The following is a 16,661-nucleotide window of genomic DNA, read 5'->3' as shown; positions in this document are numbered from 1 at the left end:
AAATTATCTTCTAAAAAAACTATAATCAAAAGTTATGGAGAAAATATTCGAAAAAAGCGCATTGCCTACACTGCCAATATTTGTCAAAGCATAATCAACTTGAATGCCTTTGTAAATAAAACCTAATCCAAAATTAGGTTGCATAGATAAAGATTTTGAATTGTCAAATTCGGTGGTATTTTGAAAATTTCCAACGCCAATTCTTAAAAACGCAATACGTTCATAATCCAGTTGAAATCCAATGGCAGGATCAATACTAGCAAAATCTGTAGAAATAACATCATTTGTTCTGGCAAAACGAATATTCAAATCCACTTCTGATAACAAGTTGAAAAAACGTCCAATTCTAAAGTTTTTAGCAACACCCAATTGCACTTTTGGTTTGGTAATTTCAGTGGTTTCTGGCAATTCTTGGTTTTGACCTGGAATCGCATTTTTAATTTTTTCAAACTCTGTTTCATTGATACTCCAACTATTAAAAGTTGTTGTGATATCACGAACCATCAATCCAAAATGCCAATCATTTCGTTGAAATTGAATTCCTGCATCAAAGCCAAAACCCCAAGAAGTAGCAAATTCACCAATAATTCTTCTAACAACTTTGGCATTTACTCCGAATTTTACATCTTTAAAAATCAAATTTCTTGCATAAGCAACATTAAACGCATAATCAGCTGCTGAAAACAAACTCACTCTGTTAAAATCGATATTTCCATCACCATCAATCAATTCTGTGGTATTCAAAATATCATCCACACCAAAACGAATTACAGAAAATCCTAAAGCACTGTTTTGGTCAATTGGCATGGCAAAAGCAGCGTAATTGTAATTGGCAATTCCTGCAAAATACGATGCATGCATTAACGAACCTTGATAGTCTTCAATACCAGCTAAACCTGCTGGATTCCAATACATTGCATTCACATTATTGGTAGTTGCAACCACAGCTTTGCTCATTCCTAAAGCGGCTGCATCCACACCAATTGATAAAAATTCGTTAGAATAATTTCTAAAAGCTTGTGCTTTTATAATTACTGGAAATAATAGTAAAAATAGTAAAAATTTGTATTTCAATGACATCAAAAAATTTATAACAAATATCTAAAAACCTAGTAAAATAACAGTCGTTTTTAGCAGATATTGTTTACAAGATTGTAATTCCGATATTTTCATTGATAAAACGAGCAATTCGTTCTTCTAGCCAAGTATTTTCTGATGCTTTAAAAGAATTTATAAAGCCACAATGTCCACCATAATTTGGAGCTTCTAAGTGAAATAAATCAGAATTGTGCGCTTCATCAAAAGGATAACATTCTTTTGATAAAAAGGTGTCGTCTTTTGCATTGATTAATAATGTTGGTTTTTTGATTGCTGTAATAAATGGTTTTGAACTTGCTTTTTCCCAATAATCTTCTGGACTTTCAAATCCGAAAACAGGAACAGTATATAAATATTCTAAATGTTTGAATTTCGTAGCTTTGAATAATTTATCTTTATCTAATTGATATTCAGGAAATTTATGTGCTTTCTCTAAAACTTTTGTTTTCATAGTTTTAAAAAAAACTTCTAAATACAATTTGTTTTTTAGTTTTTCCATTTCTTTTTCTGCAGAAGCAATGTCAATTGGAACTGAAACAGCAATGCCACCTTTTATAATAGGAGAAATGGCATCACTTTGTTCACCCAAATATTTTAAAGTCAAATTTCCGCCCAAACTAAAACCAATAATAACAATGTTTTTGTAGGAATAATTTGCTAAAATATGTTTGATGACAAAATCTACATCTTCTGTTTTTCCACTGTGATATGTTGAAAGTAACAAATTATCCTCACCACTACAACTACGTAAATTGAAACAAACAACATCTAAACCTTTAGAATTTAAATGATTGGTTGTAGAAGTCATATATTTAGATTCTGAACTTCCTTCCAAACCATGAATTAAAACGGCAAGTGTTTCTGAACCAATCAATGAAAAATCCAAATCAATAAAATCATGATCCCAAGTCGTGATTCTTTTTCGATTATACTTAACAATATCTTTCATAAATAAAGGTCTATACATCGTATTAAAATGACCATTTCTGAAAGGAATTGTTGGTAAAAAATCGGAAGTAAAGACGGGCATATGACGTATTTTTTACAAATATGACAAAAAATGATTGAAAACACAAAAGCACTTTCAATAGATTTCTTACTTTAGCTTTTCAATAAAATCAACTATCAAATGAAAATAAAAAGTCACATTCCCAATTTATTAACGCTTGCCAATCTTTTTTGTGGTGCAGTTGCCACAATGTATGCCGTAAAAGGATTTTATGAAATGACTGCAATTTTTGTGGTAATTGGAATTCTTTTTGATTTTTTAGACGGATTTGTAGCACGTATTTTAGGAGTTAGTGGCGAATTAGGAAAGCAATTAGATTCTTTAGCAGATGTTGTAACAAGTGGGGTTGTTCCTGGATTATTGTTATTCTTTTTGATTAAAACAAACGTTATTAATGGCCCAAATGTAGAAATGGAGATTTCTTTTGGACAATTTGAACCGAAATTTGGATTGCTCCCTTATGTCGCATTTTTATTGACAATTGCTGCTGCATATCGTTTGGCAAAATTTAATTTAGATACAAGACAATCAGACTCGTTTATTGGATTGCCAACACCAGCCATGAGTTTATTTGTAATTTCATTACCCTTAATTTATCAATCTACAGATATTGAAATGGTGAAAACGTTGTTGCTTGATAATAATTTTTTAGTTGGAATTGCAGTAGTTTTAAGTCTTTTAATGAATTTGGAAATTCCGTTATTTTCTTTAAAATTTAAAGATTTTTCTTTGAAAAATAATGCCGTGAAATATGTATTTCTTGCAGTTTCAGTTCCGATGATTGTTTTACTGAAATACATGGCAGTACCTTTGATAATTACTTTTTATGTAGTATTATCATTGGTAAATAATTTAATTAAAAAAGCTTAAACTGTTTTTTTCTTTTTAAGTTCGAAATCTTTACCCAAATATACTTTTCGAACCATTTCATCAGCAGCTAATTCTTCTGGAGTTCCTTCTTTTAGGATGCTACCATTATACATCAAATAGGTTTTGTCAGTAATGGCTAATGTAGCTTGTACATCGTGATCTGTAATTAAAATTCCGATATTTCTATCTTTTAAGTGTGCTACAATATTTTGAATATCTTCAACAGCAATAGGATCTACACCTGCAAAAGGCTCATCTAATAGAATAAAATTTGGGTCTGATGCTAAACAACGAGCAATTTCTGTTCTGCGTCTTTCACCACCAGATAATAAATCGCCACGATTTTTTCGAACATGACCAATATGAAATTCTTCAATCAAGGATTCTAATTTCTTTTTTTGATCAGATTTAGAAAGTTTAGTGAATTGCAAAACAGACATGATATTATCTTCCACAGAAAGTTTTCTAAAAACAGATGCTTCTTGTGCTAAATATCCAATTCCTTTTTGAGCGCGTCTGTACATGGCATCATTGGTGATCTCTTCATCATTCAAATAAATATGACCTTCATTGGGTTTGATCATTCCAACAATCATATAAAAACAAGTTGTTTTTCCAGCTCCATTTGGGCCTAACAAACCAATGATTTCTCCTTGTTTTACTTCCAAAGAAATTCCTTGAACTACTTTTCTGCTGCCGTAAATTTTTTGGGTGTTTTCTGCTCTTAAAATCATGTTTTGAAAACTTGGTTAACTATATATTTGAATTGTAAAGTAAAAATATCAATTTTGATTTTTTATGAATCTTAATTTGCTCTTAAAAATAGAAAGTCAATTAATTCCCACTTTCTAAAGCTTCCCAAAATTCAACAGCTCTCCGCAAATGTGGAATAACAATAGTACCACCAACCAACGTTGCAATTGACATTGTTTCCATCATTTCTTCTTTAGTTACGCCATTTTTATAGGCAGTTTCTAAGTGATATGCAATACAATCATCACATCGTAAAACAGCAGATGCAACCAAACCAAGCAATTCTTTTGTTTTTACTGATAAATGTCCTTCTGTATAGGTATTGGTATCTAAATTGAAAATTCTTTTGATAACCTTATTATCGGTTGCCAAAATTTTTTCATTCATTTTTTGACGATACTCGTTAAACTCTCGAACTTTTTTGTGCATTTTTTTCTTGATTTTTAATAACTCTTTGTGAAACTAAAATTCCAACTTCATATAAAATCATAATTGGAATGGTAACAATAATTTGACTTGCAATGTCTGGTGGTGTAATGATTGCGGCTACAATCAAAACAAGAACCAAAGAATGTTTTCTGTATTTTCGTAAAAATTGGGGAGTTAAAAGTCCGATTTTAGTTAAAAAATAAATCACAACTGGCAACTCAAAAATGACAGAAACTCCAATTAATAAATTGGTAACCAGGCTTATATGCGATTGTAATGTAAAACTATTTACAATATTATCTGAAATTTGAAAGTTGTATAAAAAATGAATTGATATAGGTGCAATTACATAAAAACTGAACAAAACACCAATAAAAAATAGAAGTGACGCAATAAAAATAAATCCTCTAGAATGTTTGATTTCTTGATCTGTTAAACCTGGAGCAACAAATCGCCAAATTTCCCACAATAAATAAGGAAATGCCACAATAATTCCTAAGATAATTGATGACCATAAAGAGTTCATTAATTGCGATGTTACTTCAATACTTTGCAATTTTTTATCTGAAAAAGTAACGTGGCAAAAATCACTGTCCATTCCAAAAAAATTGAAAAAATCACAAAAAACTTGGTAAGTAATAAAATCTGGCTGAATGTGCGCTAATAAAAAATAGTCGTACACTTGTTCAGAGTATACAAAAAAAACGACTGCTAAAATTATTACAACAGCTGCACTTCTTACCAAATGCCATCTTAATTCCTCTAAATGTCCTAAAAAAGACATTTCTTTTTGTTGTGCTGCCATTAAAAAATTCCTTCTTTGATTAAATCGTGTAAATGTACAACTCCTATATAATTATCATCGTGATTTGTCACTAATATTTGAGTAATACTATTGGTTTCCATTCGTTCTAAAGCTTCAATTGCCATGGCATCTTCTTGAATAGTTTTTGGGTTTTTACTCATGATATCTTTCGCCGTCAAATGATTGATTTCAGTTGATTTTGTCAACATTCTTCTGATATCACCATCTGTAATAATTCCAATAATTTTTGAATTTTCAACAACAGCAGTTACTCCCAATCTTTTTGCTGAAATTTCTACAATCACTTTTGCAACTGAATCATTTTCAGATACTTGCGGTATTTCATTATTTGCAATCAAATCTGAAACACGCAAATACAAACGTTTTCCTAAAGCGCCTCCAGGATGATATTTTGCAAAATCAGCACTTGAAAATTCTTTCAATTCCAATAAGCAAACTGCCAAAGCATCTCCCATTACTAATTGAGCAGTGGTGCTTGTTGTAGGTGCTAAGTTATTTGGACAAGCTTCTTTTTCAACAAAAGTATTTAGTGCAAAATCAGCATTTTTTCCAAGAAAAGAATCAATATTTCCTGTAATGGCAATGATTTTATTTCCATAATTTTTTATCAAAGGAACCAAAACTTTTATTTCTGGAGTGTTGCCACTTTTTGATATACAAATTACCACATCATCCTCTAAAACACTACCTAAATCGCCATGAATAGCATCTGCAGCATGCATAAAAACAGCTGGAGTTCCTGTAGAATTGAATGTTGCTACAATTTTTGTAGCGATATTTGCGCTTTTTCCTATGCCGGTTACAATCACTCTACCTTTTGAATTGTAAATAAATTTTACAGCATTTTCGAAATTTGTATCAATAAAATTTGCTAAATTAGCAATAGCATTACTTTCAGTTAGTATCGTATTTTTAGCTGTCGTGATAATTTTAGAATAATCTTTCAAAAGTTATGGTTTTATCTAAAAAAAATTGTTATATCTTTATATTACAAAAGTTCACAAATTTACTACAAAATAAGTTACATCAAAAATTATAAAATAGTTTCCGTTTTCGGATACATATTTAATTAGAAAATTTAGAAATATGGATTTATACAGTCCTCTTAAAAAGTATTTTGGATTCAATAAGTTTAAAGGATTACAAGAAAAAGTAATTGAAAGCATTGTAAATAATCATAATACCTTTGTGATTATGCCAACTGGAGGAGGCAAATCATTGTGCTATCAATTACCAGCTTTGATGAAAGAAGGGACAGCAATTGTGGTTTCGCCATTAATTGCGTTGATGAAAAATCAGGTTGATGCCATTAGAGGTATTTCTGAAAATAACGGAGTTGCTCATGTTTTAAATTCTTCTTTGAATAAAACAGAAATCAATCAGGTAAAAGAAGATATTGTAAACGGAATTACAAAACTTTTGTATGTAGCTCCAGAATCTTTGATTAAAGAAGAATACATTACTTTTTTACAATCTCAAAAAATTTCTTTTGTAGCAATTGATGAAGCACATTGTATTTCTGAATGGGGACATGATTTTAGACCTGAATATAGAAATCTAAAAAATATCATCAAAACGATTGATAATGTTCCTGTAATTTGTTTGACAGCAACTGCCACCGAAAAAGTACAAGAAGATATCTTAAAAACACTCGGAATTACTGATGCCAATTGTTTCAAAGCTTCATTTAATAGACCTAATTTATTTTATGAAGTGCGTCCAAAAACGAAAGAAGTTGAAAAAGACATCATTCGTTTTGTAAAACAGCGACCAGGAAAATCAGGCATTATTTATTGTTTAAGTAGAAAAAAAGTGGAAGAAATTGCCCAAATTTTGCAAGTAAATGGCATCAAAGCTGTGCCTTATCATGCAGGTTTGGATGCAAAAACCAGAGTAAAACATCAAGATATGTTTTTGATGGAAGATTGTGAAGTAGTTGTAGCAACAATTGCATTTGGAATGGGAATAGACAAGCCAGATGTTCGTTACGTAATTCATCATGATATTCCGAAATCTCTAGAAAGTTATTATCAAGAAACAGGAAGAGCAGGACGTGATGATGGAGAGGGCTATTGTTTGGCATTTTATTCTTACAAAGACATTGAAAAACTCGAAAAATTCATGTCAAGCAAACCAGTTGCAGAACAAGAAATTGGTCATGCTTTGTTACAAGAAGTTGTTGGTTATGCCGAAACTTCTATGAATAGAAGAAAATATCTGCTACATTATTTCGGAGAAAATTTTGATGAAATCAATGGTGAAGGTGCAGATATGGATGACAACTCTCGTAATCCAAAGAAAAAACACGAGGCAAAAGAAGATGTTGCAAAACTTTTAAAAGTTATAAAAGAATCTTTACAACAATACAAATCAAAAGAAATAGTCAATATTCTAATAGGTAAAGAAAACGCACTATTAACCTCGCACAAAACACATTTACAACCCTATTTTGGAATTGGTAAAGATAAATCCGCCTCTTATTGGATGGCCTTATTGCGACAAATTATGGTAGTTCATTTCATTAAAAAAGAAATAGAACAATATGGTGTAATTAAAATGGCAAAAGAAGGTGAAGAATTTTTGAAAAAACCTACTTCATTCATGATGACTGAAGATCATTCTTACAACGAAGAAGATGATAATTCGATCATTGCAAACTCAAAATCTTCTGGAGGTTCTGCTGATGAAGTTTTGGTAAAACAACTCAAAGATTTGCGTAAAAAAGCAGCCATGAAATTGGGAATTCCGCCTTTTGCAATATTTCAAGATCCTTCAATAGAAGATATGGCATTGAAATACCCCATCAATTTAGACGAACTTTCTAAAGTTCATGGTGTAGGAGAGGGAAAAGCTAAAAAGTTTGGAAATGATTTTGTGAAATTTATTGCAGATTATGTAGAGGAAAATGACATTTTACGACCTGACGACTTGATTGTAAAAAGTACAGGAGTTAACTCAGGAATAAAATTATACATCATTCAAAATACCGATAGAAAACTACCTTTAGAAGATATTGCAGATTCTAAAGGATTGGAAATGAGCGAACTGATTAAAGAAATGGAAGCCATTATTTATTCTGGAACTAAATTAAATATTGATTATGCATTGGATGATTTGTTGGATGAAGATCAGCAAGAAGAAATTTATGATTATTTCATGGAAGCCAAAACCGATAAAATTCAGGATGCTTTAGATGAATTTGATGGTGAATATGATGAAGACGAATTACGTTTAATGCGGATAAAGTTTATTAGTGAAGTTGGGAATTAATTCATAAAAAAATGTGGCGCAAGCCACTTTTTTTTATGAATTAATACAGTTAAAAATCTGAACAATCTATTGAATTTATCATATCTCTAGCAGAGCTAACATCAACTCCACCTGAACATCTTGATGCTGCAGAAATAAATGCATTTGCTCTTGTTTTCATGTTGTTACAATTTGTTCTTGTTGGATTGTTGCTAAATGCAGTAACTGCATTTAAATAGCTATTATACTCAGAATCAATATTGCAAACTGCATCTGTAGTTTCTTCTTCAAAAACTTCACAACCTGTAAATGAAAATGCAATGGCTGTAATAGCTACAAAAAATAAAGTTTTAATTTTTTTCATGGTAATTGGTTTTAAATTATTTAGGATAAATTTATTGTAAATCGAAGAGTCGTTTTATCCCTATAAATAGGTAATTTATCACTTTATGATATTGATTTTTGTTTCAGGTTGGTTTTGATAATAAGCCATTGCAATCTCTTTGATACTATTAATTTTCATTTTTTCTAAGGCAACCTGATCATTATACACTTTCATCATCAAATCAAAAATTTCTTTTTCTTTTGCATCAATTTTTGATTCAATTTTTTTCATTAAACTTAGTGCATTATTCTTGCATTTTGATTCAGGATTGATGGTTCTTAGGACTTCTAATGTTTTAGAAAAATTTTGTTCACTAAAATAGCCATTGGCAATCATCATATTTTTTTCACAAACAGCATTGGAGTAATTTTTATAGTATTGAACGATTTTTCTATTAATTTCTAGATCGCATTTTGATATTCCAGAGGGAATTGAAATTAATTGGATGATTGCTTTTTCGTATAAATTACTTGCATTTAATTTATCAGCTTCCGCAATTATTAATGAGCAATTATTTTGATAATAATTTATAATTTTTGATTTTACAGAGTTTAAAAATATTTGAAAATCTTTGTTGTTTGAATTTATTTTTAAAATGCCATTTTTAATTGCTTCTGATTTATCTTTCCCAGAACCTTTGAATTTTACAGTTATACTTCCAAATTGATTGTTTGTTGAAAATTGTTTTACAAACAATGTAAATTCTCCACTGATTATTGAAATTGGTTGTAAACCAGCATCTAAATTTTCTTCATCATAAATTTCAATTGATGGATATACTAAAAAATCTGCATAATAATCAGTTGCAGCAACATCATTTTTTGAGATAATCTGTTTAATTTTTGATTTTATCTTTGCAAAATTTGCGTTTGAAATTTTTTCTTCATTTTCTGGCATGACAACAGAAATTATAATTCTTGAATTTAAGAGTGAATTCGTTTCTTGTGATTTTATGTTAAATATTGATAAAAAACACATTATTGAGAATAAGAAATTTGTTTTCATAATTTGATTTTTAAGGTAAAATAATTCTGATTGTTCCTTCAGAAACAGATGGTCTTGTTCTTTTTGCTTTTACACCATCTTTAGTTCCGCAAATATTTACAACAGCAACAGATAAAATTCTTGCAAAATCATTGACTGAGTAATTGGCTCCAGTTTCTGTTTTTAATGGTATTCGAACTTCATCAAAACTCAATATATTTTCAGAATCTTGTTTTATTCTAAATTGATTTTTGTAAGAATTACTTTGTACCCATTCTGTTATTAATTCTGAAATAAATTTACTTTCACTTCTCTCATCATCAAGTTTAAAAACACTTTCTTCTGTTACAATTATTTCTACTGTAATTGCTTTTCCAAGCGTAATAATTTGTGTAAAAGCATCATTGATTCCATTGATAAATTTCTCAATTCTATTTTCTTCAGTCAAAACTCTATCCACTAAATAACCATAATCTGTAGTTTTAAATGGGGGAGAACTAGAGGTAGGCAAATCATATAAAGCCATTCTTGAAGAAGCTTCAATTGCTTTTAATGAAACTTGAACGCTGTTAGTTACATTATTATCCTCTGAATGAATATTGATAAATGCTTTGACAATTATATCAGTTCTTGCCTCCATATAAATTGCTTCTTCTACATTGAATGTGGCATTTTTTAAAGTGCTTATTGCTTTTGATTTTTTTACCTGATTGATTGTTTCTTGCAGATCTTTAGGTCTAAAACCTCGTTCTTGAAAAGCATTATTTACTCTTGCAATTATTGATTGCCATTTAAAATCATTTTCAAATAATTCTAGAGCATTTTCACCTGATTTTGTAAAAGGCATAACCATAATTGTTGGCTGAACTTGTTCTACTTGTTGTGCAAAAACACTAGTGTTTATGACAACAAAAAGGACGAATATTAATTTGTGTATTTTCATGAGTTATTAAATTTTAAAATCCGAATTTTCTGATAACATTTTGATCTTCAAGATCTTTTCTAAGAGTTTTTACATTAACAAAAACATCAACTGCTACAACTAAAGCATCAACCATGTCTTGTTTTGCAGATTTTTTGTCAATTTTTGTAGCAATTACTTTTTGTTTTTGACCTCCAATAAAAGTTGTTTCAGAGATAAATGTTAAAAATCTTTTGTATCCAAAAAAATCTTTAAAATAATTATTATGACTTCTTTTTAATTCGTTTTCATTGAATCCGATTAATGGATTAGATAAACTTGAATTTGGTATTCCTCTAAAGAAAAGTGTTTCCATTGCTCGCATTTGCGCATCTTCAATAGCACTATTTTCATTGCCACCATAACCTAAAACTCTAAGTGATAAGACATCGCCATTATAGCTTTGATAAGTTACCTCTGAAGTTGGAAAAAATGCCACTTTTTGGCTTCCACAGCTAGATAATAAAAATATACTTATCAGTAATATTATGTAATTTATTGTTGTTTTCATTTTTCTATGTTTTTACAGATTATTTTTTTTTCTTCTTTAAAATTGGAATAAATTTCTTTACCATCAGTTGATACTTTTGCTTCCGAAAAATCTTCACTTAAAATTTTAGATATTTTAATTTTTCCTATAATTCTTGGCAATGGTTTGCCTAGAGAGTTGTCAACATAATAACATTCAAAAACCAAATTTTCTTGAACTCCTACCTTTGAACCTCCATCTAAAAGAACTGAAATAGCTTTTTCATTTTTTTCTTTTTCAATTCTAACCAGGTTTAATTTGATGGGAAAACTGGAAGTAAAATAATTACTTAATTCAGGAATTGTTGTTTTAATTGCACTTTCAAGAGCAGTTTCTGGTGTTAATTTAATTTCACTTTCATTAGATGATAATGTGGCTGTTCCGTTTTGAATTATTTCACCAGATTCAGTATTTATAATTTTTATTGTGTAAGTAATTGTTGCTTTATAACCTTTGCCTGCATTGAGTCTAATGAATTTTACACTTGTTAAAACTCCTGCTAAAGTATATTCAGCATTGATTGATTTATTAGCTTCAATCCAGTTTGTAGATTTATAATTTTCTTGTGCTTTGTTGATGACTTCTTTTCTTGCAGTTCCATCTAAATCAATAACTAAAAACCTATTTTGTTGATTTAAAACATCCAAGACTCTCTCAGATAACATATTTGCAAATTGTTCATGCCTAATATCTAATGAGGTGAATTTAGTAACACCAACAATCAATCTATAATCTTCTTCAGTTTGAGAATAGCCTTTGAAAAGAGAAATAAACATGAAAGTAAAAAAAAGGTACTTGGTTTGTAGTTTCATTTTTACGAATTCTTTTGATTATTCTCCTTTTAATTGCTCAATGTATTTTTTTGATTCTTCTAAGTTTTTTACAATTTTTGGCAACTGCGCAATAATAGCAGCTTGAAAAATTCCTGCAGTCATTGCATCTTTTCCCATCAAAGCTTTATCTAACATACCTGCTGAAGCAATTTCTTTGGTGCTTAAAGCTGCCAAACCAGTTAGAGCAGCTTGTTTTAATAGTAAATCACCTCCAATTTTAAGTGCATTATTTAAGCCATCTAACTCTTTATCGCTCATTTTTTTAATTTCATCAGGTGATAATTTATTACATTTCGAATCGAAAAGGGTATACTCTGTTATTTTACCTAAAGTAGGGTCTTCCACTTCATCAATTGATACACTAAAAATGTCAAAATCCTCTCTTAATTTAATAGTGTTTTGATAAAGTTCTTGTGCTGATGTTAAATACAAACTTGCAGATCCACTTGACCAAGTTTTTGCTGATTTTAAAGGAATTGTAGCCTTTTTAACAAAAATTACTGGTGCATCAGGTGCTTTTACTCCTACAATTAAAACTTGATCTACAATTTTGTTTTCTGATTTTTGAACTTGTTTGATCCATTTTTTCGACTTAAAATCACCACCATCTATGTCTTTTAAAAGCATTCCAGAATTTCTCATAGAACAATCATCTGGCATAAATACAAGTTGACCATCTAGAATTTTAAATTCTCCAGAGAAATTTTCTAAACTATTATCGTTGATAAATTCTTTACCAAGATTTACCTCTTTTAGATTAATTGCGGTAAGATTTGCATTTTGAGCTAGCAGTATAGATCCGGCAAAAAAGTAAGTAATTGAAATAAAAAGTAAGTTTTTCATAATATAATTGATTTAAGTTTAATCAAATGTATTATGAAGTTAAAGGTGAAAATATCCCTACAATTAGGTATATTTTACGTAAATTTTAATGTAATATCTGAGTTTATTCTTCCTCAGTTTTTAAAAGACGTTTTAAAATTTCTGTTAATTCGTTCGAGTTTTCATCGAATTTTGAATCTATTTCCTCTAGTTTTATATGATAAGGATTCGTTTCATTAACTTCAATTTCAAGTGCCATTAAATTTTGAATTTTAAAAGGTGTACTATAAATTTCAATACCATTTAAAAATTCTTTGAAATTCGCTGCATTTTTAAAAGGGATTATCATTTCTTTAGAGACTACCTCATTTTCTGTGATTCCATTTCCATCATTATCAATATAAAAACCTTTGATAACTATCCTCAAATTGACAAATGGATATGATTTTGTGGTCTTTGCTTTAGTGAAATTGATATTACTGTTTTCTGGATTGAATTTAAAAAGCATAAATCCATTATTAAGATTTTTAGGAGTGAAATTAAGTTTGATTGCATCAAAAATCGAATCATTAATTGATATTTTTCTGATTAATTCAATTTCTCCAAGCTTTAATCTTTTAACAAATATACTTTCTTTACCTTTTTCAATTCTTATTGAGTCAATTAAAGGAAAATCAATTGAATTCCGAGCCATATACATTTGCGTATATTTTACTTTGTTGTTCTCAATAATTTTTTCAACATAATCTGGAATTTTCACTATTTGATTGATAATTTCAGCTCCAACTAGGGTTTCAATAAATGCTTTATTATTTGATTTCTCGTCTGTTAATGTAGAATCTTCTTTTATTTTTAAATAAACAAACTCTGCTTGAGTTTTAGTCTTTTTAAAGTTATTTTTATAACTGATTAATTTTGAATTTGTACATGAAATAAAAACAAATAAACCGAATAATAAAACTACTTTTTTCATAATAAATAAACTTTTAAAACTGATATTTCATATCAATAGCATATTTCACTAATTCACTTCCAGAAGATAATTCTAGTTTTCGAATCATGTTTTTTCTATGCGTATCAATGGTAGATTTCGCTAAAAATAAATTTTCTGAGATTTCTTGTGAAGTTTTTCCTTCAGCAATCAACAGTAAAATTTCTTTTTCTCTATTGGATAAGACAACTTTTTCACTTTTTCCAATGGTTATAGTATCATCTATAAAGTCATTCAAAAAATTAAAAGCAACATTTGGATCAAAAAATTTTTCTCCTTTTGAAACTGTCAAAATAGCTTTTGACAACATTTTAATTCCTGAATTTTTTAAAATATAACCAATAGCGCCAGCTTGTAACATTTGTTTGATGGCTTCTGGCTGATCAAACATCGTCATTGTCAATACATGAACATGAGGAAATTGTTTTTTGATGCGTTTTGTGGCTTCAATGCCATCCATTTTTGGCATTCGAATATCTGTAATAACCACTTTTGGTTGTTTTAAAGCGACTAATTTTACCAAATCTTCACCATTATTTACACTACCAATAATTTTGATTTCTTCATCAAATTCAAAAAAAGAAGTAACTCCATCAATCAACATTTGATGATCTTCTGCCATTATAAGTGTAATCATAAACTATTTTTTGTAAAAATAAGTAATTTTTGTTTTCGTAAAAATCCCTACAAATAAGGATTATTTATTCAATTGGAATGTTCAACACAAACGTTGTTCCTTTGCCAATGGTAGAATCAATTTCAAAACTTCCGTTTAAATGTGTGATTCTTTTTTCAATAGAATCCAATCCCATTCCATTGGAAAAGGTAACTTTATTTTTCTCAAAACCTTTTCCATCATCTTCAAAAATAATGTTAACCATGTTGTCATATAAAGAAATATTGATGGTCACATTGTTGGCTTCTGCGTGTTTAATAACATTGGTAATCAACTCTTGAATGATTCTAAAAATGGTGATTTCTAGACTGTTTTCCAATCGTTGATTGAGTCCAAAATGAACAACTTCAATTTGGATTTTATCAGCTTCAGAAATTTTCTGAGCCATAATTTGCACTGCATTCAGCAAACCAACATTTGCAATGACTCCTGCATTTTTTGCATGAGCAATTCCTCGAATTTTTTTATAGGTTTCATCAATCAAGTTTTCAGTTTTTTCATAGAGTTTTTCTTGATCAAATTGTTTCTTTTCTCTGTTGAGTTTAAGATTTTCGAAATGCAGTTTTAAAGTGGCTAAAACACTCCCAATATTGTCGTGTAAATCTTCTGCAATTTGTTTGCGTTCTTTTTCTTGACCCTCAATCATGGCATTAATTACCACCAATTCTTGCTCTTTTAAAAGTGTTAGGTTTTTTTGTTTTTCTAGCTCTTTCTCTTGATTGGCTAATTTTTGTTTTTTGTTACTATTCTTTAAGGCAAGAAATGAGATAATTCCTATTAAAAAAAGCGAAACAACCGTCCAAATAATCAATTTTTTTTGCTCTTTGTTTTTGGCTTCTACTTCTAAAATTCGTTTTTCTTTTTCGGCAGTTTGGTATTTTTTATCCAAATCAGAAATGGCGATATTTTGGGCTGTAAAGTTGAGACTATCGTTTGCTATATTGTATTTTTCGTAATAGGAGTAAGCGTTTTTGTAATCTCCTAAACCTTTATAACAGTTTGCAAACTTTTCATATAAAATTTTATCATATTTTAGTTTGTATGCAGTTGGCTCAATTTCTTCCGCTTTTTTTAATTGAATGATTGCTTCTTTATAATCTCCTTGTTTTTGAAAAAAGTTGGCATAGTTGATATAAAAGCTAATCAAAGCATTGCTATTTGTAATATCAATCAAATCTAAATTTTTCTTAAAGTAAAAACGGGCAGAATCTGGTTGAGTTTGGGTATATAAAAGCGCTAAATTTGCATAAGCAATTGCTATTGAACTTGATTTTTTGGTATATTTAATTGCTTTATGATAAAAATTGGATGCTAATCTTGGGTTTCTATCAAAATTATATTCAGCATACCTAAAATAAGAAGTAAGTATTTTAAGGGAATCATTTTTTTGTAAGGCAAATTGATAATAGGCATCTAAAAAAGGTTTGGCATCATAATTCAAATCATTTTGAGACTGCAAAATATCAAACAAGATTAAATTACATTTTGCAATGCTATCAAAAGCATTTACTTTTTTATAAAGATGTAACGATTTTGTATAGTTTTCATAAGCTTTAAAGTGGTTATTTTCATTATCAAATTTTGTTGCTTTTTGAAAATAATCATAGGCAATATCTAACTCTGATTTTTGTGCATACGAAAAACTACAAATCAAAAAAATGATGATTTGTAGTTTTTGTAAATTTAAATTTTTTAATGTTGGCATGCTAAGGCCCTTTAACAATTACGCCACCTCCAGCTTCAGAAGGCTGTATCAAATCTTTTTCATCAGTGTTTTTTTCTTTTGAATAAGAATTAATTATATCGTCTAAAATTGAACAAAATATTTGTTTTTCATCATTAAAAACTATCACATCTATCTCTTCATTTACTGAAAGTGAAATAGGGCTTGAACTACAATTTTGAATTGAACTTAAAGGCTCTTTAATATTCATCAAATAATTAGAAGCAAGGCTTCTTGTTGAGATTGGAGTATTGTCTGAAATATGAACAATAAAGTATTTTTTATTATTTTGAATGGTAAAAAAAACATTTTTTAATTTAAAATTATCATTTGCAGTCAAAATTTCAAATCGAACATATTTTTTACTTAAGTTTAAATAACTAAATTTTTTTCCTTTATCAGCTAAATCAAGATTTTTTTTCTGTTTGTAAAATGGTTTTCTAGTATGGTTTTTTAATTCTTCGAATTTAATTTCTCTCATAATTTATTTGATATTAGTTAGTTTATGTAAATATCAAAAAAA

At 29.1% G+C, this 16,661-nt stretch carries 18 protein-coding genes; 2 read left to right on the top strand and 16 right to left on the bottom strand.

Going from position 1 to position 16,661, the window contains the following annotated elements; genetic code table 11:
* Window positions 1-3: 3 nt before the first annotated feature.
* Together WHA43_RS03260 and WHA43_RS03255 are read right to left on the bottom strand one after the other, a co-directional pair.
* Window positions 4-1,080, bottom strand: a complete 1,077-nt coding sequence (locus WHA43_RS03260) for a PorV/PorQ family protein (RefSeq protein ID WP_105045717.1) — start codon at window positions 1,078-1,080, stop codon at window positions 4-6.
* Window positions 1,081-1,144: 64 nt separating this feature from the next.
* The gene (locus tag WHA43_RS03255) at window positions 1,145-2,128 is read right to left on the bottom strand and encodes a YheT family hydrolase (protein WP_105045716.1); all 984 of its coding nucleotides are present in this window, start codon (window positions 2,126-2,128) and stop codon (window positions 1,145-1,147) included.
* Window positions 2,129-2,227: 99 nt separating this feature from the next.
* On the opposite strand from WHA43_RS03255, the gene WHA43_RS03250 reads away from it, so the two are divergent.
* Window positions 2,228-2,977 (top strand): CDP-alcohol phosphatidyltransferase family protein, encoded by a 750-nt coding sequence (locus tag WHA43_RS03250; protein WP_105045715.1) that lies wholly within the window; start codon window positions 2,228-2,230, stop codon window positions 2,975-2,977.
* On the opposite strand, the gene lptB is transcribed toward WHA43_RS03250, so the two are convergent.
* The 4 genes from lptB to WHA43_RS03230 form a co-directional block, all read right to left on the bottom strand.
* Window positions 2,974-3,711, bottom strand: a complete 738-nt coding sequence (gene lptB, locus WHA43_RS03245; RefSeq protein ID WP_105045714.1) for an LPS export ABC transporter ATP-binding protein — start codon at window positions 3,709-3,711, stop codon at window positions 2,974-2,976. The genes WHA43_RS03250 and lptB overlap by 4 nt on opposite strands.
* Window positions 3,712-3,811: 100 nt before the next feature.
* A complete protein-coding gene (locus tag WHA43_RS03240; RefSeq protein WP_105045713.1) occupies window positions 3,812-4,159 on the bottom strand; it encodes a carboxymuconolactone decarboxylase family protein in 348 nt (115 codons plus the stop codon).
* Window positions 4,134-4,964, bottom strand: a complete 831-nt coding sequence (gene tatC, locus WHA43_RS03235) for a twin-arginine translocase subunit TatC (protein WP_105045712.1) — start codon at window positions 4,962-4,964, stop codon at window positions 4,134-4,136. The genes WHA43_RS03240 and tatC overlap by 26 nt, the downstream gene beginning before the upstream one ends.
* A complete protein-coding gene (locus WHA43_RS03230) occupies window positions 4,964-5,932 on the bottom strand; it encodes a KpsF/GutQ family sugar-phosphate isomerase (protein ID WP_105045711.1) in 969 nt (322 codons plus the stop codon). The genes tatC and WHA43_RS03230 overlap by 1 nt, the downstream gene beginning before the upstream one ends.
* A 139-nt stretch (window positions 5,933-6,071) precedes the next feature.
* Here WHA43_RS03230 and WHA43_RS03225 point away from each other — a divergent pair, with 139 nt between their 5' ends.
* On the top strand, window positions 6,072-8,255 hold the full coding sequence (locus tag WHA43_RS03225) for an ATP-dependent DNA helicase RecQ (RefSeq protein ID WP_105045710.1): 2,184 nt from the start codon (window positions 6,072-6,074) through the stop codon (window positions 8,253-8,255).
* A gap of 49 nt (window positions 8,256-8,304) precedes the next feature.
* Here WHA43_RS03225 and WHA43_RS03220 read toward each other — a convergent pair whose 3' ends face one another.
* From WHA43_RS03220 to WHA43_RS03175, 10 genes are all read right to left on the bottom strand, one after another.
* A complete protein-coding gene (locus WHA43_RS03220) occupies window positions 8,305-8,598 on the bottom strand; it encodes a hypothetical protein (RefSeq protein WP_105045709.1) in 294 nt (97 codons plus the stop codon).
* A 78-nt stretch (window positions 8,599-8,676) separates the two neighbouring features.
* A complete protein-coding gene (locus WHA43_RS03215) occupies window positions 8,677-9,624 on the bottom strand; it encodes a hypothetical protein (protein WP_146104893.1) in 948 nt (315 codons plus the stop codon).
* Between the two features lie 10 nt (window positions 9,625-9,634).
* On the bottom strand, window positions 9,635-10,546 hold the full coding sequence (locus tag WHA43_RS03210) for a DUF6175 family protein (protein ID WP_146104892.1): 912 nt from the start codon (window positions 10,544-10,546) through the stop codon (window positions 9,635-9,637).
* 13 nt (window positions 10,547-10,559) lie between these two features.
* Window positions 10,560-11,075, bottom strand: a complete 516-nt coding sequence (locus tag WHA43_RS03205) for a hypothetical protein (RefSeq protein ID WP_146104891.1) — start codon at window positions 11,073-11,075, stop codon at window positions 10,560-10,562.
* Window positions 11,072-11,905, bottom strand: a complete 834-nt coding sequence (locus WHA43_RS03200; RefSeq protein ID WP_146104890.1) for a FlgO family outer membrane protein — start codon at window positions 11,903-11,905, stop codon at window positions 11,072-11,074. The genes WHA43_RS03205 and WHA43_RS03200 overlap by 4 nt, the downstream gene beginning before the upstream one ends.
* Window positions 11,906-11,923: 18 nt before the next feature.
* On the bottom strand, window positions 11,924-12,769 hold the full coding sequence (locus WHA43_RS03195; RefSeq protein ID WP_105045704.1) for a hypothetical protein: 846 nt from the start codon (window positions 12,767-12,769) through the stop codon (window positions 11,924-11,926).
* Between the two features lie 103 nt (window positions 12,770-12,872).
* Entirely contained in the window at window positions 12,873-13,721 is an 849-nt protein-coding gene (locus WHA43_RS03190) for a hypothetical protein (RefSeq protein WP_105045703.1), read from the bottom strand.
* Window positions 13,722-13,734: 13 nt separating this feature from the next.
* Window positions 13,735-14,376, bottom strand: a complete 642-nt coding sequence (locus tag WHA43_RS03185; RefSeq protein ID WP_170039505.1) for a response regulator — start codon at window positions 14,374-14,376, stop codon at window positions 13,735-13,737.
* Window positions 14,377-14,440: 64 nt separating this feature from the next.
* Window positions 14,441-16,120, bottom strand: coding sequence for a tetratricopeptide repeat-containing sensor histidine kinase (locus WHA43_RS03180; RefSeq protein WP_105045701.1), 1,680 nt, complete (start codon window positions 16,118-16,120; stop codon window positions 14,441-14,443).
* A 1-nt stretch (window position 16,121) separates the two neighbouring features.
* Window positions 16,122-16,619, bottom strand: a complete 498-nt coding sequence (locus WHA43_RS03175) for a hypothetical protein (RefSeq protein ID WP_105045700.1) — start codon at window positions 16,617-16,619, stop codon at window positions 16,122-16,124.
* Window positions 16,620-16,661 lie beyond the last annotated feature (42 nt).

The sequence above is a fragment of the Polaribacter gangjinensis genome, assembly GCF_038024125.1.
In the GTDB taxonomy this organism is placed as follows: domain Bacteria; phylum Bacteroidota; class Bacteroidia; order Flavobacteriales; family Flavobacteriaceae; genus Polaribacter; species Polaribacter gangjinensis.
This window is presented reverse-complemented; position numbering and strand designations above follow the sequence as displayed.